Annotated in this window: 22 protein-coding genes; 12 read left to right on the plus strand and 10 right to left on the minus strand. The window is 40.4% G+C overall.

Annotated features, from left to right (window positions below):
- The 5 genes from EL140_RS05165 (at position 1) to EL140_RS05185 (ending at position 3,119) form a co-directional block, all read left to right on the plus strand.
- On the plus strand, positions 1 to 1,116 hold the full coding sequence (locus EL140_RS05165) for a cysteine desulfurase family protein (RefSeq protein WP_000639676.1): 1,116 nt from the start codon (positions 1 to 3) through the stop codon (positions 1,114 to 1,116).
- Between the two features lie 4 nt (positions 1,117 to 1,120).
- Positions 1,121 to 1,468 (plus strand): DUF1831 domain-containing protein, encoded by a 348-nt coding sequence (locus tag EL140_RS05170; protein ID WP_000863526.1) that lies wholly within the window; start codon positions 1,121 to 1,123, stop codon positions 1,466 to 1,468.
- Positions 1,469 to 1,474: 6 nt separating this feature from the next.
- Positions 1,475 to 1,690 carry a DUF4649 family protein gene (locus tag EL140_RS05175; protein WP_000286093.1) on the plus strand — a complete coding sequence of 72 codons (216 nt, stop codon included), beginning with the start codon at positions 1,475 to 1,477 and terminating at the stop codon, positions 1,688 to 1,690.
- 82 nt (positions 1,691 to 1,772) lie between these two features.
- Entirely contained in the window at positions 1,773 to 2,414 is a 642-nt protein-coding gene (locus tag EL140_RS05180) for a redox-sensing transcriptional repressor Rex (RefSeq protein WP_000653409.1), read from the plus strand.
- A gap of 15 nt (positions 2,415 to 2,429) precedes the next feature.
- Complete coding sequence (locus tag EL140_RS05185; RefSeq protein ID WP_000743311.1) at positions 2,430 to 3,119, plus strand: gamma-glutamyl-gamma-aminobutyrate hydrolase family protein; 690 nt, start codon at positions 2,430 to 2,432, stop codon at positions 3,117 to 3,119.
- Here EL140_RS05185 and radC read toward each other — a convergent pair.
- The 3 genes from radC to EL140_RS05200 form a co-directional block, all read right to left on the minus strand.
- Complete coding sequence (gene radC, locus EL140_RS05190) at positions 3,116 to 3,796, minus strand: RadC family protein (RefSeq protein WP_000286942.1); 681 nt, start codon at positions 3,794 to 3,796, stop codon at positions 3,116 to 3,118. The two genes, EL140_RS05185 and radC, sit on opposite strands and share 4 nt — an antisense overlap.
- Before the next feature lie 42 nt (positions 3,797 to 3,838).
- On the minus strand, positions 3,839 to 6,130 hold the full coding sequence (gene pcrA / locus EL140_RS05195) for a DNA helicase PcrA (RefSeq protein WP_000992893.1): 2,292 nt from the start codon (positions 6,128 to 6,130) through the stop codon (positions 3,839 to 3,841).
- Between the two features lie 183 nt (positions 6,131 to 6,313).
- The gene (locus tag EL140_RS05200; RefSeq protein ID WP_000845249.1) at positions 6,314 to 7,984 is read right to left on the minus strand and encodes a formate--tetrahydrofolate ligase; all 1,671 of its coding nucleotides are present in this window, start codon (positions 7,982 to 7,984) and stop codon (positions 6,314 to 6,316) included.
- A 228-nt stretch (positions 7,985 to 8,212) separates the two neighbouring features.
- On the opposite strand from EL140_RS05200, the gene coaB reads away from it, so the two are divergent.
- The 3 genes from coaB to EL140_RS05215 are packed head-to-tail and all read left to right on the plus strand — an operon-like array spanning position 8,213 to position 10,012.
- A complete protein-coding gene (coaB, locus tag EL140_RS05205) occupies positions 8,213 to 8,902 on the plus strand; it encodes a phosphopantothenate--cysteine ligase (RefSeq protein WP_000699508.1) in 690 nt (229 codons plus the stop codon).
- A gap of 11 nt (positions 8,903 to 8,913) precedes the next feature.
- Positions 8,914 to 9,465 carry a phosphopantothenoylcysteine decarboxylase gene (gene coaC / locus EL140_RS05210; protein ID WP_001274065.1) on the plus strand — a complete coding sequence of 184 codons (552 nt, stop codon included), beginning with the start codon at positions 8,914 to 8,916 and terminating at the stop codon, positions 9,463 to 9,465.
- Positions 9,449 to 10,012, plus strand: a complete 564-nt coding sequence (locus EL140_RS05215) for an ECF transporter S component (protein WP_001042722.1) — start codon at positions 9,449 to 9,451, stop codon at positions 10,010 to 10,012. The genes coaC and EL140_RS05215 overlap by 17 nt, the downstream gene beginning before the upstream one ends.
- Before the next feature lie 38 nt (positions 10,013 to 10,050).
- Here the strand turns inward: EL140_RS05215 and EL140_RS05220 are convergent, their stop codons facing one another.
- Positions 10,051 to 10,410, minus strand: coding sequence for a hypothetical protein (locus EL140_RS05220; RefSeq protein ID WP_000600204.1), 360 nt, complete (start codon positions 10,408 to 10,410; stop codon positions 10,051 to 10,053).
- 135 nt (positions 10,411 to 10,545) lie between these two features.
- Between EL140_RS05220 and EL140_RS05225 the strand changes: the two genes are divergently transcribed.
- Together EL140_RS05225 and EL140_RS05230 are read left to right on the plus strand one after the other, a co-directional pair.
- Positions 10,546 to 11,073: an ECF transporter S component gene (locus EL140_RS05225; protein WP_000354643.1), complete on the plus strand. Its 528-nt coding sequence runs from the start codon at positions 10,546 to 10,548 to the stop codon at positions 11,071 to 11,073.
- Between the two features lie 11 nt (positions 11,074 to 11,084).
- Positions 11,085 to 11,600, plus strand: coding sequence for a transcription repressor NadR (locus EL140_RS05230; protein ID WP_000159158.1), 516 nt, complete (start codon positions 11,085 to 11,087; stop codon positions 11,598 to 11,600).
- Here the strand turns inward: EL140_RS05230 and EL140_RS05235 are convergent.
- The 6 genes from EL140_RS05235 to uvrB form a co-directional block, all read right to left on the minus strand.
- A complete protein-coding gene (locus tag EL140_RS05235; protein WP_000085295.1) occupies positions 11,597 to 12,064 on the minus strand; it encodes an 8-oxo-dGTP diphosphatase in 468 nt (155 codons plus the stop codon). The genes EL140_RS05230 and EL140_RS05235 overlap by 4 nt on opposite strands.
- 23 nt (positions 12,065 to 12,087) lie before the next feature.
- Positions 12,088 to 12,531 carry a hypothetical protein gene (locus EL140_RS05240; RefSeq protein ID WP_000159687.1) on the minus strand — a complete coding sequence of 148 codons (444 nt, stop codon included), beginning with the start codon at positions 12,529 to 12,531 and terminating at the stop codon, positions 12,088 to 12,090.
- Positions 12,532 to 12,678: 147 nt separating this feature from the next.
- Positions 12,679 to 13,065, minus strand: a complete 387-nt coding sequence (locus EL140_RS05245; protein ID WP_002875537.1) for a hypothetical protein — start codon at positions 13,063 to 13,065, stop codon at positions 12,679 to 12,681.
- A gap of 495 nt (positions 13,066 to 13,560) precedes the next feature.
- A complete protein-coding gene (locus EL140_RS05255; protein ID WP_000768099.1) occupies positions 13,561 to 14,064 on the minus strand; it encodes a hypothetical protein in 504 nt (167 codons plus the stop codon).
- Between the two features lie 89 nt (positions 14,065 to 14,153).
- Positions 14,154 to 14,657 (minus strand): GNAT family N-acetyltransferase, encoded by a 504-nt coding sequence (locus tag EL140_RS05260; protein WP_001054583.1) that lies wholly within the window; start codon positions 14,655 to 14,657, stop codon positions 14,154 to 14,156.
- Between the two features lie 16 nt (positions 14,658 to 14,673).
- Positions 14,674 to 16,662, minus strand: coding sequence for an excinuclease ABC subunit UvrB (gene uvrB / locus EL140_RS05265; RefSeq protein ID WP_000610406.1), 1,989 nt, complete (start codon positions 16,660 to 16,662; stop codon positions 14,674 to 14,676).
- Positions 16,663 to 16,842: 180 nt separating this feature from the next.
- Here uvrB and EL140_RS05270 point away from each other — a divergent pair, with 180 nt between their 5' ends.
- Positions 16,843 to 19,008, plus strand: coding sequence for an ABC transporter substrate-binding protein/permease (locus tag EL140_RS05270; RefSeq protein WP_000726963.1), 2,166 nt, complete (start codon positions 16,843 to 16,845; stop codon positions 19,006 to 19,008).
- Positions 19,008 to 19,748, plus strand: coding sequence for an amino acid ABC transporter ATP-binding protein (locus tag EL140_RS05275; protein WP_001096337.1), 741 nt, complete (start codon positions 19,008 to 19,010; stop codon positions 19,746 to 19,748). Before EL140_RS05270 ends, EL140_RS05275 begins: the two co-directional genes overlap by 1 nt.
- Positions 19,749 to 19,878 lie beyond the last annotated feature (130 nt).

Consider the following 19,878-nt stretch of genomic DNA (forward strand, 5'->3'; position numbering starts at 1 on the left):
TTGATTTATTTGGACAATGCTGCTACAACTCCTATGTCAGCAGTAGCTATTTCTGAAATGACCAAGGTCATGCAAGAAACTCATGGTAATCCTTCTAGTATTCATAGTCATGGTCGGCAGGCTGGCAAACTCTTGCGAGAAGCTCGTCAAGACTTAGCCCACTTACTAGGAACCAAACCTCAACATATCTTTTTTACATCTGGCGGTACAGAAAGTAACAATACAGCCATTATCGGCTATTGTCTCCGTCATCAAGAACGTGGAAAACATATCATTACTACAGCTATTGAACACCATTCTGTGCTTGAGACTATCGATTATCTGGTTCAACATTTTGGTTTTGAAGCAACTATCATCCAACCAGTAAATCAAGAAATAACTGCCCAGCAAATTCAAGAAGCCTTACGTGACGATACCATCCTCGTTTCCACCATGTATGCTAATAATGAAACAGGTAGCCTCTTACCTATCGCTGAGATTGGACTTATTTTAAAAGATCATCCTGCTGCTTATCATGTAGATGCTGTTCAAGCTATCGGAAAAATTCCTATCCATCCCGAGGAATTAGGAATTGATTTCCTCAGCGCTTCTGCCCACAAATTCCATGGACCAAAAGGAGTGGGCTTTCTTTACGCATCTACTGGAGACTTTGATTCCTATCTTCACGGTGGGGACCAAGAACAAAAAAAACGGGCTGGAACAGAAAATCTCGCTGCCATTGTAGGCATGGTCGCTGCTCTCAAAGAGGATTTAAATGACCAAGTTGAGCATTACCAAAAACTAAGCGCACTTAAATCTACTTTTTTAGAAGAAATTGCAGGTCTCGACTACTATCTCAATGAAAGCAATCACCAACTACCTTATGTTGTCAACATTGGCTTTCCTGGTCAAAAAAATGATTTGCTCTTGCTACGGTTAGACCTTGAAGGAATTTCAATTTCTACCGGTTCAGCTTGTACTGCTGGTATTGTGCAAACCAGTCATGTGCTTGAAGCATTTTATGGACCAAATTCACATCGTTTGAAAGAATCTGTCCGTATCAGTCTCTCTCCTCTTAACACTGAGGTTGAACTGAAACAACTCGCACAAACCTTAAAAAATATTATTGGAGATTAATCTAATGGCATTCGAAAAAACCATTAAACTACAAAACTGCCGCTACGACTACACACTTAGCCCAACTGTCAAAAAATTTACATTAAAAGACAATACTTTCTTTGAAACAAAGGTAGGAAACTACGAACTAACTCGTCTACTTGAAAAAGTACCTAACAGTGGTGAAGGTTTCAAACTAAAAATCATCATCAATAAAGACCTTACAGGTGCTAAACTCAACATCACTGACAAGTCTGGCCTTCGTTTGGTCAATATCTTTAAATCAGAAGACCACCACATTCATCAGGAAAAATTCTACTTCCTCATGGACAGCCTTGTAGAACGCGGTATCTTCACTAAAGAAGAAAGATAATTGACTATGTATCGACTTACCTATCAAGATAACTATCACGTAGAACGTACACTTGAATATAAGGATTACGAAGAGCTCATGTTATCTCTATCTGGCTGTGTGACCCTACCTGATACTCTCCTAATCAGCTCCTTAACGCTGAATGATAAGGTGATTTATCAAGGATTGGTTGGCGATCTCTACCGTTTTCTATCGCAAGCTCATTTTTCAGATAAAAACTAAGAAATTTCTTAGTTTTTTCTTGTTTTTGTTGATTTTTTCACAATGTTTCTATAAAATAGAAGAATAGAAAGGTTGTGATTTTGTGAAAGATAAACAGTCTGCTATTCCAAAAGCAACAGCAAAAAGACTCTCTCTCTACTATCGAATTTTTAAGAGATTTCATGCAGAAAAAATCGAACGTGCCAACTCCAAGCAAATTGCAGAGGCTATCGGTATCGATTCTGCGACCGTTCGTCGGGATTTTTCCTATTTTGGTGAACTAGGTCGTCGTGGTTTTGGTTACGATGTCAAAAAATTGATGAATTTTTTTGCTGATCTCCTAAATGATAACTCCATTACTAATGTTATGTTGGTTGGGATTGGAAATATGGGCCATGCCCTTCTCCACTACCGCTTCCACGAGCGTAACAAGATGAAAATTATCATGGCCTTTGACCTAGATGACCATCCAGAAGTTGGAAGCCAAACACCTGATGGAATTCCAATCTATGGTATCTCACAGATTAAAGAAAAAATCAAAGAAGCAGATGTCAAAACTGCTATCCTAACAGTTCCAAGTGTTAAATCACAAGAAGTTGCCAATCTTTTGGTTGATGCAGGTATAAAAGGTATTCTCAGTTTTTCCCCTGTTCACCTTCACCTTCCAAAAGATGTGGTTGTTCAGTATGTTGATTTGACAAGCGAACTCCAAACCCTCCTCTATTTTATGCGTAAAGAGGATTAGAAAGCGAAAGCATGTATGAAAAAACCAGTTATTGGGATTACAGGAAATGAAAAAGCTCATCCAGATGATGACATCATGATGAGCTATGCAGCAAAAGGCTTTGTTGAAGGAGTCAAGGACGCTGGCGGAATTCCAATCATCCTACCGATTGGTGATCAAGAAATGGCTGCCTATTACATCAGTATCATTGATAAGCTCATCCTAACGGGGGGGCAAAATGTTGATCCAAAATACTATGGTGAACCAAAAGCTATTGATAGTGATGACTACCATCTTCAAAGAGATATTTTTGAACTAGCACTTATCAAAGAAGCGATTAAGCAAAAGAAACCAATTTTCTCTGTTTGTAGGGGTACTCAACTTTTCAATGTCGCTATGGGAGGCACGCTACACCAAGATATCGAGGATCATTGGCAGGACTGTTCAGCCGAATACACGACCCAACGCCTCGTAACGGAACCTGATACCATTCTACGAGAAATCTATGGAGAAATCTCTCACATCAACTCCTTCCATCACCAGAGTATTAAAGATCTAGCTTCAAATCTTAAGGTTGTAGCACATGATCCTAAAGATGGAATCATTGAGGCTGTGACAACTACGGACGGCTTTCCTTATCTTGGTGTTCAATGGCATCCTGAATTTCTCTTTGAAAACCGCCCCAAAGATAAAACGCTATTTGACTATGTTGTTAATGAACTCTAAATCAGGTCCGTCTTTTCACGGTAACTAAAGTAATCCGAGTGCGAGACAATCAGATGGTCCAAGAAAACAATTCCCATCAGTTCGCAGGCTTCCTTGACTAGTTTAGTGACATGGTCGTCGTTTCGACTTGGAGATACAGCACCGGATGGATGATTGTGAACGAGAATCACTGAGGTAGCCATATGCTTCAATGCATAGTGAAGAATTTCCCGTGGTTCAGCGATGCTGCGTGTCGCAGATCCGATAAAAATAGTTTGCTGATGAATGATTTGATTTTGAGTATTGAGATAGAGCGCCACTAGGTGCTCTTGTTTTTTGTCGCCAAGTTCCTGTTGCATTTTCTTGGCTAGCTTTTGACTGCTGAGAATACTTTCCATCTCAAGGGTTTCATGTTTGTGAATACGATGTCCCAGTTCAATCACCGCTTGTAATTCAATGGCCTTAATCCGTCCAATACCAGACAAACTCTGCAATTCCTGCAGGGTCATTTTTTTCAGATCAGTTAGACTGGTCAAACTATTCAAGACTTTCTGAGCGATTTCAAAAACATTGGCCTGACGCGTTCCCGTTCTGAGCAGAATAGCTAGTAATTCTTGATTGCTCAGCGCCTCTACTCCTTCTTTAACTAGTCTTTCTCTAGGCAAGAGTGAATCTTCTTGGAATGAAATGCTGTACATAAAAATCCTCCTCACTTTATTATTCGTGAGAAGGATGGAAAATTAGATTTTTTTCTCAATTGGAGCTACACTGGCTAAGAGTTTTTTCAGCCCCACTTCTGGGAAATTGATTTTCAACTCCTGAGTATCACCGCTACCAGAGACTTCCAGAACAGTTCCCTCTCCCCACTTCTTGTGGAGAGCAATATCCCCAATAGACCAGTTGGTATCGCTTGAATCTTTTTTATTTCCGGCTGCTAACTGTCCAAACGGAAGACCACTTGACTGGATAGAGCTTGGTGCAGCATTCCGTTTCCGTTCTTGAAGGGCCTGAGCTAGGCTCATACCTTGACCAAAGGCCACTCCACCACTGCTATAAGATGCCTTAAAGCTAGTATTCGCCGGACGAGCCAAGCCTTGATATTCAATCAAGTCCGAACTAATTTCATTGATAAAACGAGTTGGACGATTGTAGTTGGTACGCCCAAAAAGCAAGCGAGAGTTAGCATTGGTCAGATAAAGGATCTTTTCTGCGCGTGTAATACCGACATAGGCCAAACGGCGTTCTTCTTCCAGTTCATCAGGATCCTCAGCTGCACGGCTAAGTGGAAAGACATTTTCCTCCATCCCAATGATAAAGACAACTGGGAACTCAAGTCCCTTAGCTGCGTGCAAGGTCATCAAGGTCACTTCCGATGTTTCCTGACTACCAGAGTCCGTATCCGCAATCAGGGCAAGGTCATTCAAGAAACGACTGAGTTTGTCCAAACCTGTTTCCTCTTCTTGACTATCAGGATTGTCGTCAAAATTCTTGGTAACAGATAGAAATTCCTCGATATTTTCAACCCGAGCCTTGCTTTCTAAGGTCGCTTGGGCATTGAGAATATCGATATAACCTGTTTTTTCTAGAACAGCCTCAACCAGCTCGGTGATAGTTAATTGATCCAGTTTTTCTCGCAAATCCAAAATCATATTGGCAAAGTCCCAAATTGACTGTGCTGCCTTCCCCTTGATTCCTGATAACATGATATTGGCTGAAGCATCCAGCATAGACATGTCTTGCATATTAGCAAAGCCGCGAATTTTCTCAACGGTTCCTGGGCCAATTCCGCGTTTAGGCTCGTTGATAATGCGCTCAAAACTGATATTATCACTCAAATTGGCAATGAGGTTAAGATAAGCGATAATATCACGGATTTCCTTACGGCTGTAGAACTTGGTTCCTCCAACCATAGTATAAGGAATATTGGACTTGAGCAAGGCTTCCTCAATGGTACGGGATTGTGCATTAGTCCGATAAAGAACTGCAAAATCCTTATGAAGGAAGTTTTGACTGCGACCAAGTTCATCAATGGTTTTGGCTACAAAAACAGCCTCATCTTGTTCGTCATTTGCACGATAGTAAATAATCTGTTCCCCATCAGGATTCTGGGTCCAGAGATTCTTAGGACGACGATTTTTATTGTTTTTGATGACGTCATTGGCGGCTTGGAGAATGGTTTTGGTTGAACGGTAATTTTCTTCTAACAAAACAACCTTGGCGTTAGGATAATCTTTCTCAAAATCCAAGATATTCTGCATATCAGCCCCACGCCAACCGTAGATAGACTGGTCCGCATCACCGACCACGCAGATGTTTTTAAAGCGTGAAGCCAAGAGTTTGACCAATTGGTACTGGGCATGGTTGGTATCTTGGTACTCATCAACGTGAATGTACTGGAACTTCTGCTGATAGTAGGTCAAGACGTCAGGATTTTGATCAAAGAGACGCAGGGTCAGCATAATCAAATCATCAAAGTCAACGGACTCAGACTGACGAAGCTCCTTTTGATAGGCCGTATAACACTGAGCAACGATTTGCGTATACATATCACCAGCCTGGGTAGCATAAGCCACATCATCAATCAAGTCATTCTTAGCATTGGAAATAGTCCCTAAAATGCTCCGTTCATTCCATTTTTTAGGATCCAAGTTCAACTGCTTGAGAATGCGTTTCATGAGAGTTCGTTGCTCACCTGGATCTACAATAGTGAAATTTCGATTATAGCCAATATGATCCGCATCACGACGTAGAATACGAACACACATGGAGTGAAAGGTCGCAATCAGACAGTCCTGAGTAGCTGGATTGAGGCCATAGGCACGCTCCTTCATCTCACGCGCCGCCTTATTGGTAAAGGTAATGGCCAAGATATTCCAAGGATTGACCATCTTTTCATCAATCAAATAAGCAATACGGTGGGTCAAAACTCGGGTCTTCCCAGAACCAGCACCAGCCATGATCAATAATGGACCTTCTGTTGTTTGCACCGCCTCGGCTTGACGGTCATTCATTCCATTCAATAATGCGTTCATTTTCTCTTCCTTACTCTTGAAGTCAATATTTCTATTATATCAGAAATCAGGGAAAATATCTTTACCTAGACTGATTGCTTGTAGAAGACACCTCTCTCATCAGCTAAAGACAACTCCCATATCTAGACAAGAAAATGAGCTTGGAAAGCTTTTCCAAACTCATTTTAATTCAATTACAATATACTAGAACAAACCTAGAACAGTTCCGTCGCTTTCAACATCCATGTTGAGAGCTGCTGGTCGTTTTGGAAGACCTGGCATGGTCATGACATCACCTGTTAAGGCAACGATGAAGCCCGCACCTAATTTTGGTACCAATTCACGAATGGTAATTTCAAAGTTTTCTGGAGCTCCAAGTGCACTTGGGTTGTCAGAGAAACTGTACTGAGTTTTCGCCATACAGATTGGCAATTTGTCCCAACCATTCTGAACGATTTGAGCAATTTGCGTTTGAGCTTTCTTCTCAAAGTTCACTTTGCTACCACGATAGATCTCTGTAACAATCTTTTCAATCTTTTCTTGGACAGAAAGGTCATTGTCATAAAGACGTGTGTAGTTGGCTGGATTTTCAGAGATTGTCTTGACAAGCGTTTCAGCAAGTGCTACACCACCTTCTGCCCCATCAGCCCAGACACTTGCTAGTTCAACTGGCACATCAATAGAAGCACAAAGTTCTTTCAAGGCTGCAATTTCAGCTTCTGTATCAGTGACAAATTCATTAATCGCAACAACTGCTGGAATACCAAACTTACGAATATTTTCAACGTGGCGTTTCAAGTTAGCAAAGCCTGCACGAACTGCTTCTACATTTTCCTCTGTCAAAGCATCTTTAGCTACACCACCATTCATCTTAAGGGCACGAAGGGTTGCAACGATGACAACAGCATCTGGAGATGTTGGCAAGTTTGGTGTCTTGATATCAAGGAATTTCTCAGCACCAAGGTCTGCACCAAAACCAGCTTCAGTAACAGTATAATCCGCCAAGCGAAGGGCTGTGCTTGTTGCCAAAACAGAGTTACATCCGTGAGCGATATTGGCAAATGGACCACCATGTACAAAGGCAGGTGTACCGTAAATTGTCTGAACCAAGTTCGGTTTGATAGCATCTTTCAAAATCAATGCTAAAGCTCCCTCAACCTGTAAATCACCAACAGTAACTGGTGTACGGTCATAGCGATAGCCAATAACGATGCTAGCCAAGCGCTTTTTCAAATCTTCAATATCCGTAGCCAAGCAAAGAATGGCCATGATTTCTGAAGCAACTGTAATATCAAAGCCATCCTCACGAGGAATACCATTTAGAGGCCCACCAAGCCCAACAGTCACATGACGAAGGGCACGGTCATTCAAGTCCACAACACGTTTCCAAAGAATACGACGTTGGTCGATTCCCAGCTCATTTCCTTGGTGTAAGTGGTTGTCAATCAAGGCAGAAAGAGCGTTGTTAGCAGTTGTAATGGCATGCATATCCCCGGTAAAGTGAAGGTTGATGTCCTCCATTGGCAACACTTGGGCATAACCACCACCGGCTGCACCACCCTTAATCCCCATTACTGGGCCAAGAGACGGTTCGCGAATAGCAATCATGGTTTTCTTGCCAATCTTGTTCAAGGCGTCTGCCAGACCAATGGTAATAGTTGATTTTCCTTCACCTGCAGGTGTTGGATTGATGGCAGTAACCAAGATCAATTTACCAACTGGATTGCTCTCAACTGCACGAATTTTGTCAAAGCTGAGCTTAGCCTTGTACTTTCCATACAATTCCAAATCATCGTAAGAAATGCCCAATTTCTCAACAACATCAACGATTGGCTTCAACTCAATACTCTGTGCGATTTCAATATCTGTTTTCATTCAAAACTCCTCTAACCTCTAATGTGATAATTCATTATAACACAAAACAAGATTTTTAACATCCATAAACTCTCTAAACGTTCGTAAATATCCTGAATTTCAAGATTTTTAGGGCTCTTTTAAAAATTTTATATGGCTTTATAGTTATAAACTATAGTGTAGCTTTGTTTTAGCAAAATTTTATCGCTTTCATTTTACTTACTGTTTATTTTTGTGTACAATAGTGCTATGAAAATTTTAGTCACATCGGGCGGTACCAGTGAAGCTATTGATAGTGTCCGCTCTATTACTAACCATTCTACAGGTCGTTTAGGGAAAATCATCACAGAAACCTTGCTTGCTGCGGGGCATGAAGTTTGTTTGATAACGACAAAACGAGCTCTGAAGCCAGAAGCTCATCCCAACCTAAGCATTCGAGAAATTGATAATACCAACGACCTTCTAGTTGGGATGCAAGAACTTGTTAAGGAATATCAGGTCTTAATCCACTCAATGGCTGTGTCCGACTATACTCCTGTTTATATGACGGGGCTTGAGGAGGTACAGGCTAGCCCTAATTTAGAAGAATTTTTAAGCAAGCAGAATCATCAAGCTAAGATTTCTTCAACTGATGAAGTTCAGGTTTTGTTCCTTAAAAAGACTCCAAAAATCATCTCTCTGGTCAAAGAATGGAATCCTGCCATTCATCTGATTGGCTTTAAACTGCTGGTTGATGTCTCTGAGGATTATCTCATTGAGATCGCACGAAAGAGTCTTATCAAGAACCAAGCGGACTTAATCATCGCTAATGACCTGACTCAAATCTCAGCAAATCAGCATCGCGCAATCTTTGTTGAGAATGATCATCTTCAAACCGTTCAAACCAAAGAGGAAATAGCAAACCTCCTTCTTGAAAAAATTCAAGCTTACGACTCATAGAAAGGAAAGCCATGGCAAATATTCTCATCGCAGTGACAGGTTCCATAGCCTCCTATAAAACAGCTGATTTAGTCAGTTCTTTGAAAAAACAAGGCCATGATGTCACTGTCATAATGACTGAGGCAGCGAGAGAGTTTATCCAACCGTTGACACTACAGGTCCTCTCTCAAAATCCTGTCCACCTTGATGTCATGAAGGAACCTTATCCTGATCAAGTCAATCATATCGAACTAGGCAAAAGGACCGACCTTTTTATTGTAGCCCCAGCTACTGCTAATACCATCGCAAAGTTAGCCCATGGATTTGCTGATAACATGGTGACAAGTACAGCACTTGCCCTACCAATTCACATCCCTAAACTCTTAGCTCCAGCAATGAACACAAAAATGTATGACCATCCGGCAACTCAGGCTAATCTAAAAACATTAGAGACCTATGGTTATCAGATTATCTCTCCAAAAGAATCTCTACTAGCCTGTGGCGATCACGGCAAAGGCGCCCTAGCTGACCTGAATACTATTTTAGAAAGAATAAAGGAAACCCTCAATGAACAAACGCTCTAACATTGCTCCAATTGCTATCTTTTTTGCAGTTATGCTCGTTATCCACTTTTTGAGTTCTCTCCTCTTTAATCTCTTCCCATTTCCAATCAAACCAACTATCGTTCATATTCCAGTCATTATTGCTAGTATCATCTATGGACCTCGGGTTGGGGTTACACTTGGTTTTCTTATGGGACTATTGAGCTTAACGGTAAACACGATTACCATCCTTCCAACCAGCTACCTCTTCTCACCATTCGTACCGAACGGAAATATCTATTCTGCTATTATCGCTATTGTCCCTCGCGTTTTGATTGGGCTGACACCTTACTTGGTTTATAAATTATTAAAAAACAGAACGGGTCTCATCTTTGCTGGTGCTCTCGGTTCCCTTACCAACACCGTCTTTGTCCTTGGAGGAATCTTCTTCCTTTTTGGAAATGTCTTCGATGGCAATATCCAAAAACTCCTTGCAACTGTTATTTCAACCAACTCAATTGCTGAGCTTGTCATCTCTGCAGTTCTCGCAGTAGCAATTGTCCCACGTTTACAAACCTTGAAAAAATAAAACAACTCCACTTTCATCCTGAAGGTGGAGTTTAGCATTTAAAACATGAGAAACATTAATAGAATGTGAAAGCCAAAGCGCAGGAGATGATACGAAAGAGGGGTAGGTTGCTGACTTTTCTGGCTATCCAAGTATAGGGTTAGAGATAGTAAAACCAAACCAAATGCAATCACCAATCTGACGAAATAAGCAATTTCGAGTATTGCTGCCATCAAAAGAAAACCTAATAAAGGAAGGCTAAAAAGTGAAACAGCCAGGCCACTTGCTAATAGAGAGAGTAGCGACAGGACCAATAAACTGTAAACTAGGAAACGAGTCCAACCTGAGACTATTTTCCCTTCACTTTTCTGTTTTGACATCATCACGATTACCACGATTAGGTAAACAAAAAGTATCATCACATTTTCTCCTCAGTTCCTATTATTCTTTACCACATTTTAACCAAATTTTCCTGAAAAATCAATAATGCTTCTTGACTTGATTGGTGATTTATTGTACTATACTTGTGTATATACAGATAAATGGAGGTTCTTATGGATATACGGAAAAAAACGCAGTTTATGACTATGACTGCCCTACTCACTGCAATAGCGATTTTGATTCCAATCATTATGCCTTTTAAAATCGTTATCCCACCGGCTTCTTACACCTTGGGAAGTCATATCCCCATCTTTATCGCCATGTTTCTTTCGCCTTTGATGGCTGCTTTTGTGATTATTGCTTCTAGTCTTGGTTTCCTGATGGCAGGTTATCCGCCTGTTATTGTACTTCGTGCCTTCTCTCACATTGTTTTTGCTACTTTGGGGGCTTTGTACTTAAAGAAATTTCCTGAAACCTTGGATAAACCAAAGACATCTTGGATTTTTAACTTTGTTTTGGGTGTTGTTCATGCTATCGCTGAAGTAATAGCTTGTATCATCTTTTATGCTACTTCAGGGACAAATGTTGAAAATATGTTTTATGTTCTCTTTGTCCTAGTTGGTTTTGGCACAATCGTCCATAGTATGGTAGACTATACATTAGCACTAGCTGTCTATAAAGTGCTTCGAAAACGTCGCTAAAAGGAAAAACTATGACAAAGGATCGCAAACAAGCTCTTCTCAAACTATTAAAAGAAGCGCCAAAAGCTCTCAATGGTCAAACCTTGGCTGAACACTTTCATGTTACGCGTCAGGTCATTGTACAGGACATCGCTATTCTCCGAGCAGATGGAGCTCCTATCCTATCCACCAATCGTGGCTATATCTACAAGGAAAATGATGCCAGCCCCTACGTCCACAAACTCTTTAAAGTGAAACATGAACTGGAAGAAATCGGGCAGGAACTTCTAGCTATTGTAGATAATGGCGGACGCGTTCAAAATATCTTAATCGATCATCCCGTTTATGGCGAAATTGAAACCCTACTTAAACTCACTTGCCGCCGAGATGTCCAGCACTTTCTGGAACAAGTCGAGAATTCAGACTTTAGACCCCTTTCTGAATTGACAGACGGCATTCATTACCACCTTGTTGAAGCCGAGACACAACAAGACCTCCACTATATCGAGGAGGCCTTGGATCAGTTGGGTTATTTGGTAAAAGACTAGAAAATTTCTTTCTCCCAGCCGTCCTCTGTACGGTGGCGATAGAAGAACTCTGACTTGTCAGGTGCTTCCATCATTTCCATCAAAGGCAACATATCATAGGCCAGTTCCAAGTTTGGAATCTGGTCTTTTTGCACCCAACATACTTCTCCTTCTTCTGAAGATTGGAGATTTCCAGTAAACTCTGTCGCTTTATAGCAAACGACGATGTAGCGCCCACCTGTATCTAAGGGCCAGTTTTTAATGCCGACCAGTTGGGGATTTTGAATGGTCAAGCCAGTTTCTTCGTATATTTCACGAATGACAGACTCGGCAAAGGCCTCGCCATTCTCAACATGTCCTCCTGGAAAGGCATAGCCAGACCAGCGATTGTTTTCGGGTGAACGATACTGCATCACCACGCGCTGGGTTTCGAGGTCTTCAATCAGACAGATGTTGGTTAAAATAGTTGCTTGGGCACGGGACATAGATTTACTCGCTTTCTAAGTTATTAAAATGTATCTTCGTTGTATTTTACTTCTGCCTTCATGATAAAGGGATTGATCAATTCATGATGTTCATAAGTAGTACGGGCCAAAAAACCTCTAGCAATGATGATTTCCTTATCTTGTATGTGATAGTCTATATTGATGGGAATGGCTGGATCCGACATAATGGACAAAGCAAAAAATGCTGCAAACCAAAGATAAAGTGCCACTAATCCACTAAATAATTGAAAAATAAGGTGATACCATTGAAAATCTCTTGTTCTATAAAAGATTCTCCAAGGATGGATTAGGAAGGTCAAACAAAGAATAAAAAACCAACTATTCCACAAAATCGGAGTAAAAGATAGGCCAAAAACCAACAAGATTAAATGAAGGATCACAAAAGCTAGCAAAGCCAAATAGAGTGTTTTAAATGAAAATAACTTAGTTAGATTTTCTTTTGTCATGATTATTCCTCTTTTTGTCCTTATATTTCAAAATGACCATTAATATCGCTGGAATGATGAAAAAGATTAGATAGGTAGTAATTGGAAGCCAGATGTAGCGATAATCGATAGATAATAGGGAAGGAATTTTTTTAACATTTCTCCCTTTCACCCCAACAAGTAGTGGAGGAGAAAAATAGGTCCGTTTATGAATAGAAAAGTTTTTAAAAATCCTTGTACTGAAGCCTTATTGCTAAAACCATCTCTAAAAATACCTTGATAGAGTGTGTGCACCAAAAAGACAAAATTCATAATAATTGGCAAGAGATAGGACATTTCTTGATATGGTTTCGGGATAAGTGACGTCCCGAACAATACATACATGATACCAAAAATAGATAATAATATTATACCACCATCCATAAAAGAAGCAATCTTTGAATGTCTTTCCTGCCACAATTGGACGTGAGCTACCAAAGAATACTTTTTCTGGATTTTTCTCATTTGTCTGTTCTGTTGTTTGATCTTCTTTTGTCTCTTAGTCTTTCGTTCCATTTACGCCTCCTTCTTCTCTTTTCTATCTGTATAATCAAAAGCAGAATTCCCAGCCCCAAGAAAAAGAAAAAGAGATAACTTACAATAGGAACCCAGACATAGGCTGGATCCATAGAAATTATGGGAGGGAAATTCGTTGACTTACGACGTCCTAGCCAATTCAGACCTACCAAGAGATGAAAGGGAAAAAGAAGACCATTGAACCCAATAAATCCCCATGAAAAGTAACGCCATTTCTGAAGTTTATCACTACTAAAACGAAAGACAAGGAAATAGGTTGATAAGATCAGAAGGATAAGATTGAAGCTTAAGGGGGAAAGATAGTTTATGTTCGGTAATAGATAACTAATGTAAGAGGCGGCAAGAAATGATACAAACATAGATCCAAATAATACACTCGTATCCAAAAGTTGACCAATCCTTCTGTGCCTTTCCATCCAAAGAAAAATCCTCTTAGTCCAAGAAGGCTTTTCTTTTGTCTTGTACTTCATTTGCCTACTCATCTTCATTTTCATCTACTCCTTTTTTTGAGCCTTTAGAGAGAAAGAAGATTGCCAAAGTTAACATCAAGACTAGAAGGTAGATGACAATAGGAAACCAGATATAGGATGACTCCAGTGAAAACAAAGGTGACAGAACGACTCTTCCTCTTTTTCTCACACCAATCAGTTGAAAAATGAAGCTAAGGATATTGATATAAATAAAGGGTTCACAAAATCTTTTAAGGGTCCTTTCTTTTTTAGTTTTCACTGACAAAAAGAGAGCATAGAACCTATTACCCAAGATAAAAAGATTCAATTGCAAGGGAAATAAAAGCTCTCTGTACCGAAAATCAGCTGGAAGGCTTTTGTTCTGTGATGTTGTAAATTCTATAACTAGGAACAAGATGATATAAAAGATAATATCAAGCATAAATTTGACAAATCGATGCCCTTGTAACCAAAAACGAACAGAATCTAAGCTCGATGACTTCTTATAATTCTTCTCTTTCAATTTCATAATAACTTCCCTCTATTTAAAATATAATCTAAAACATGATTGTTGATTCATTGCGTAATCTGAAAACAAAATCGCAATTCTATCAGTATTTAACTCTCAGATTTTGAGGATTTCTTACGTACCATTCTAATTTCAGTGATAGGTTTTCCAAGGTCAAGTATTTTTTCTTGCCCATCAAAAGTAAAACCCATTTTTTGATAGAAAGCAATGGCTCGCTTATTCTCATTTAATACCCATAAAAATATTTCAGAGAACTGTTCAAGAGTAGACAGAGCTTCCTTCATTAACTTCTGAGCAATACCTTTTCCATAATAGTCTTTTAAAACATATAAGGCAATAATTTCACCAGCTTGAAGAGTCTCATCACGATAGTTTCCATAACTGATAAAACCAACTACCTTCATGCCATCCATCGCAATCAATGTATTTTCTGGATATATTTGACTAAAGAATCGACATCTTTCTAATGTCATCGTCTCCTGAAATTTCGCAGGTAAAAGGTCATCATAAGCCTCTCTCCACGTTTGCCAATGAACGAAGGATTTACCTTCTATCTCTTCAGGAGTTTCCATTTGTTTGATAGTTAGGTTCATTTATTTTTCTCCTTCACTACCCCAACGCCTTCACTTCCAGCATCATATCACGAATCTGAGCTGCAAGTTCAAAGTCAAGTACTTCGACGGCTTCTTGCATTTGTTTTTCGAGTTTTTTGACGAGTTCTTTGCGCTCTTGTTTGTTGAGGCTATTGATATCGACTTCCTTGTCCTCTTCCTTAGCAACTGCCTTGGTTACGGCGATTAGATCACGGATTTCTTTCTTAATGGTTTGAGGTACGATACCATGCTCTTCATTATAAGCCATCTGTATTTTCCGACGGCGGGCCGTTTCATCGATGGCACGTTGCATAGATTGAGTCATCGTGTCCGCATACATGATGACATGGCCTTCGCTATTACGGGCAGCACGGCCAATAGTCTGGATGAGGCCACGTTCGTTACGAAGGAAACCTTCCTTGTCAGCATCTAGAATAGCAACCAAGCTTACTTCAGGTACGTCAATCCCTTCACGGAGCAAATTGATTCCGACCAAGACATCAAAGACACCCAAACGTAGGTCACGGATAATCTCCGTTCGTTCCAAGGTCTTAATATCTGAGTGCATGTACTTGACCTTGATGCCCATTTCTTTGAAGTAGTCGGTCAAGTCTTCTGCCATCTTCTTGGTCAAGGTTGTGATAAAAGTTCGTTCGTTCTTTTCAACACGGGCATTGATTTCACCTAGGAGGTCATCAATCTGTCCCATAGTTGGACGCACTTCTACCTCAGGGTCCAAGAGACCTGTCGGTCGAATGATTTGCTCAATCACTGTCTCCGTCTGTTCATTTTCATAGTCGCCTGGTGTCGCTGAAACGTAAACAATCTGATGCACATGACTCTCAAACTCCTCCCGACGGAGAGGACGATTATCTAAGGCAGACGGCAAACGGAAACCATAATTGACCAACATTTCCTTACGAGAACGGTCTCCATTGTACATGCCCTTTATTTGCCCCATAGTCATGTGACTTTCATCAATCATAATCAAGAAATCATCTGGGAAGAAGTCAAGAAGCGTATAAGGAGGCTCTCCTTCGCTACGACCATCCATGTGGCGTGAGTAGTTTTCAACACCATTGGTATAGCCCATCTCACGTAACATCTCAATATCATACTCTGTTCGCTGTTTCAAACGCTGGGCTTCTAGCAGTTTGCCTTCCTTCTCAAAGACAGCTAACTGCTCTTCTAATTCTGCTTGAATTTTCGCAATCGCAACTTCCATGTGGTCATCATTGGTCACAAAGTGAGTGGCAGGGAAAATCGCCAAATGATCCACTTCTCCCAATACCTGACCTGTCAAAGCCTCAACTTCACGGATACGATCAATTTCATCACCGAAAAACTCTACTCGAAAAGCGTGCTCATCTCGGGAAGCTGGGAAAATCTCCACCACATCCCCACGAACACGAAATCTTCCCCGTTGGAAATCAATATCATTGCGTTCAAACTGAATATCGACCAAGTCATTCAAAAGTTTATCACGAGAAATCTCAAGACCTGGACGCAGACTAACCACGCTATCAGCGTATTCCTTGGGCGAACCCAAACCATAGATACAAGAGACTGAAGCCACAACGATGACATCATTGCGCTCCAGAAGGGCTGAAGTCGCTGAGTGACGGAGCTTATCAATCTCGTCATTGACCGAGCTATCCTTCTCTATATAGGTATCGCTTGAAGGGACATAGGCCTCGGGTTGGTAATAATCATAGTAAGATACGAAGTACTCAACAGCATTATCAGGGAAAAATTCCTTAAACTCCCCATAGAGCTGACCAGCAAGCGTCTTGTTATGAGCAATGACCAAAGTTGGTTTATTGACTTTGGAAATGACCTGACTCATGGTATAGGTCTTCCCTGTACCCGTCGCCCCCATCAAAATTTGGGCCTTCTCTCCACCCTCGATATTGTCAACCAACTGCTCAATCGCTTGTGGTTGATCTCCTGAAGGTTGGTATTTTGATACTAGTTTAAATTTATTATCTGTAATTCGATTTATCATGATTGCCTCATCTGCTTTTTTCTATCCTTCTATTTTACCATAAATTTACTTTTCAGACTCTGCTCTAGGTTGATAAGAGTGAGTATTTCATGTTACATTTCCTTACATAAAATCCATAAAATTTGCCTTTTCATTCATTTTCTGATATAATGGGAAAATATTCGGAAAAGGAGACTAAAAATGAAGAAAAAAATACTAGCATGTTTGCTCATTTTATTTCCCATTTTCTCACTAGGTATGGCAAAAGCTGATACTGTTAAGATTGTATCTGATACAGCTTACGCACCTTTTGAGTTTAAAGATTCAGATCAAACCTATAAAGGGATTGATGTTGATATTATCAATAAAGTCGCAGAGATCAAAGGATGGAACATCCAAATGTCTTATCCTGGCTTTGATGCAGCTGTAAATGCGGTGCAGTCAGGTCAAGCAGATGCTATTATGGCAGGTATGACAAAAACAAAAGAACGCGAAAATGTCTTTACCATGTCTGATACCTATTATGATACAAAAGTTGTCATTGCTACCACAAAGGCAAATAAAATCACCAAATATGAGGAACTTAGCGGCAAAACAGTTGGAGTTAAGAACGGAACTGCCGCTCAACGTTTCCTCGAAAGTATCAAAGATAAATACGGTTTCTCTATTAAAACCTTTGATACAGGTGATTTGATGAATAACAGTCTAAGTGCTGGTGCTGTAAATGCCATCATGGATGACAAACCTGTTATTGAGTATGCGATTAACCAAGGACAAGATCTCAGCATCAATATGGATGGCGAGGCTGTTGGAAGCTTTGCTTTTGGTGTCAAAAAAGGGAGCAAGTATGAACACTTGGTTACCGAGTTTAACGAAGCCCTAGCCCAAATGAAGAAGGATGGTAGCTTGGAGCAAATCATCCAAAAATGGACAGCTTCTACAACTACGGCAAGCCCAACGACAACTACTGCTGCTGGACAAAAAGCTACTCCAGTGAAAAGCAAGTACATTATTGCCAGTGACTCTTCTTTTGCCCCATTCGTCTTTCAAAATTCAAGCAATCAATACACCGGTATTGATATGGACCTCATCAAGGCCATTGCCAAAGACCAAGGTTTTGAAATTGAAATTACCAACCCAGGATTTGACGCAGCCATCAGTGCTGTTCAAGCAGGACAAGCAGATGGTATCATTGCTGGTATGTCTGTAACAGATGCTCGTAAGGAAACCTTCGACTTCTCAGAATCATACTACACAGCAAATACGATTCTCGGTGTGAAAGAATCAAGCACCATTGCTTCTTATGAAGACCTCAAGGATAAAACTGTTGGTGTTAAAAACGGGACTGCTTCTCAAACATTCCTTACTGAAAACCAAAGCAAATACGGCTATAAGATTAAAACCTTTGCAGATGGCGCATCAATGTATGACAGTCTGAACACTGGCTCTATTGATGCCGTGATGGATGATGAGCCTGTTCTCAAATATTCTATCAGTCAAGGGCAAAAATTGAAAACACCAATCGCTGGAACTCCAATCGGTGAAACTGCCTTTGCGGTTAAAAAAGGAACAAACCCTGAATTGATCCAGATGTTCAATAACGGACTTGCCAACCTCAAAGCTAACGGAGAGTTTCAAAAGATTCTTGACAAGTATCTCGCTAGCGAATCTTCATCTGACTCTACAAGTACCGTTGACGAAACTACTATCTGGGGCTTGCTTCAAAACAACTACAAACAACTCCTTAGCGGTCTTGGTATCACTCTTGCTCTAGCTCTTATCTCATTTGCTATTGCTATTGTTATCGGGATTATCTTCGGTATGTTTAGCGTTAGCCCATACAAATCTCTTCGTCTGATTTCTGAGATTTTTGTTGACGTTATCCGTGGTATCCCATTGATGATTCTTGCAGCCTTCATTTTCTGGGGTATTCCAAACTTCATCGAGTCCATTACTGGCCAACAAAGTCCAATCAATGACTTTGTAGCTGGTACTATTGCCCTCTCACTCAATGCGGCAGCTTATATCGCTGAAATCGTTCGTGGTGGGATTCAAGCTGTTCCAGTTGGGCAAATGGAAGCCAGCCGCAGTCTTGGTATCTCTTATGGAAAAACCATGCGTAAGATTATCTTGCCACAAGCGACTAAATTAATGTTGCCAAACTTCGTCAACCAATTCGTTATCGCTCTTAAAGATACAACCATCGTATCTGCTATCGGTCTGGTTGAACTTTTCCAAACTGGTAAGATTATCATCGCCCGTAACTATCAAAGTTTCAAGATGTATGCAATCCTTGCTATCTTCTATCTTGTAATTATCACGCTTTTGACTAGACTAGCGAAACGCTTAGAAAAGAGGATTCGTTAATGGCAAAACTAAAAATTGATGTAAATGATTTGCATAAGTATTATGGAAAAAACGAAGTTTTAAAAGGAATTACAACTAAATTCTACGAAGGAGATGTTGTCTGTATCATCGGACCTTCTGGTTCTGGTAAATCGACCTTCCTCCGTAGTCTTAACCTTCTCGAGGAGGTAACGAGTGGCCACATCACAGTGAATGGTTATGACTTGACTGAAAAATCGACCAATGTCGACCATGTTCGCGAAAACGTCGGAATGGTTTTCCAGCACTTCAACCTCTTCCCTCACATGTCCGTCCTAGAAAATATCACTTTTGCACCTATTGAACACAAACGGATGACAAAAGAAGAAGCTGAAAAATTGGGGATGGAGTTGCTGGAGAAAGTCGGTCTTGCAGACAAAGCTAATGCTAATCCAGATAGCCTTTCAGGTGGTCAGAAACAGCGTGTAGCTATCGCTCGTGGACTTGCCATGAATCCTGATATCATGCTCTTTGATGAGCCAACTTCCGCTCTTGACCCTGAAATGGTTGGAGATGTACTGAATGTTATGAAGGAATTGGCAGAACAAGGCATGACCATGATTATCGTAACCCATGAGATGGGATTTGCTCGTCAGGTGGCTAACCGTGTTATCTTTACGGCTGATGGTGAATTCCTGGAAGATGGAACTCCAGATCAAATCTTCGATAACCCGCAACACCCTCGTCTAAAAGAATTCTTGGACAAGGTCTTAAATGTATAAAACAAAACTGTAAGGTTCTCCTTACAGTTTTTTAATTGCGTATTGGATTTTTTGTTTTTTTTGAAAATTATGATAAAATAAAAACTATGATAATGAGGAAATCTCATCCCTAGTTCAACTAGGAAAAAAT

Source organism: Streptococcus oralis ATCC 35037, assembly GCF_900637025.1.
In the GTDB taxonomy this organism is placed as follows: domain Bacteria; phylum Bacillota; class Bacilli; order Lactobacillales; family Streptococcaceae; genus Streptococcus; species Streptococcus oralis.

What these genes read in the sequence shown, in the direction of transcription:
- EL140_RS05170 (WP_000863526.1), top strand. Translation starts at nt 1,121, where the DNA reads ATGGCATTCGAAAAAACCATTAAACTACAAAACTGCCGCTACGACTAC.
- EL140_RS05175 (WP_000286093.1), top strand. Translation starts at nt 1,475, where the DNA reads ATGTATCGACTTACCTATCAAGATAACTATCACGTAGAACGTACACTT.
- EL140_RS05185 (WP_000743311.1), top strand. Translation starts at nt 2,430, where the DNA reads ATGAAAAAACCAGTTATTGGGATTACAGGAAATGAAAAAGCTCATCCA.
- radC (WP_000286942.1), bottom strand. Translation starts at nt 3,796, where the DNA reads ATGTACAGCATTTCATTCCAAGAAGATTCACTCTTGCCTAGAGAAAGA.
- pcrA (WP_000992893.1), bottom strand. Translation starts at nt 6,130, where the DNA reads ATGAACGCATTATTGAATGGAATGAATGACCGTCAAGCCGAGGCGGTG.
- EL140_RS05200 (WP_000845249.1), bottom strand. Translation starts at nt 7,984, where the DNA reads ATGAAAACAGATATTGAAATCGCACAGAGTATTGAGTTGAAGCCAATC.
- coaB (WP_000699508.1), top strand. Translation starts at nt 8,213, where the DNA reads ATGAAAATTTTAGTCACATCGGGCGGTACCAGTGAAGCTATTGATAGT.
- coaC (WP_001274065.1), top strand. Translation starts at nt 8,914, where the DNA reads ATGGCAAATATTCTCATCGCAGTGACAGGTTCCATAGCCTCCTATAAA.
- EL140_RS05215 (WP_001042722.1), top strand. Translation starts at nt 9,449, where the DNA reads ATGAACAAACGCTCTAACATTGCTCCAATTGCTATCTTTTTTGCAGTT.
- EL140_RS05220 (WP_000600204.1), bottom strand. Translation starts at nt 10,410, where the DNA reads ATGATACTTTTTGTTTACCTAATCGTGGTAATCGTGATGATGTCAAAA.
- EL140_RS05225 (WP_000354643.1), top strand. Translation starts at nt 10,546, where the DNA reads ATGGATATACGGAAAAAAACGCAGTTTATGACTATGACTGCCCTACTC.
- EL140_RS05230 (WP_000159158.1), top strand. Translation starts at nt 11,085, where the DNA reads ATGACAAAGGATCGCAAACAAGCTCTTCTCAAACTATTAAAAGAAGCG.
- EL140_RS05235 (WP_000085295.1), bottom strand. Translation starts at nt 12,064, where the DNA reads ATGTCCCGTGCCCAAGCAACTATTTTAACCAACATCTGTCTGATTGAA.
- EL140_RS05240 (WP_000159687.1), bottom strand. Translation starts at nt 12,531, where the DNA reads ATGACAAAAGAAAATCTAACTAAGTTATTTTCATTTAAAACACTCTAT.
- EL140_RS05245 (WP_002875537.1), bottom strand. Translation starts at nt 13,065, where the DNA reads ATGGAACGAAAGACTAAGAGACAAAAGAAGATCAAACAACAGAACAGA.
- EL140_RS05255 (WP_000768099.1), bottom strand. Translation starts at nt 14,064, where the DNA reads ATGAAATTGAAAGAGAAGAATTATAAGAAGTCATCGAGCTTAGATTCT.
- EL140_RS05260 (WP_001054583.1), bottom strand. Translation starts at nt 14,657, where the DNA reads ATGAACCTAACTATCAAACAAATGGAAACTCCTGAAGAGATAGAAGGT.
- uvrB (WP_000610406.1), bottom strand. Translation starts at nt 16,662, where the DNA reads ATGATAAATCGAATTACAGATAATAAATTTAAACTAGTATCAAAATAC.
- EL140_RS05270 (WP_000726963.1), top strand. Translation starts at nt 16,843, where the DNA reads ATGAAGAAAAAAATACTAGCATGTTTGCTCATTTTATTTCCCATTTTC.
- EL140_RS05275 (WP_001096337.1), top strand. Translation starts at nt 19,008, where the DNA reads ATGGCAAAACTAAAAATTGATGTAAATGATTTGCATAAGTATTATGGA.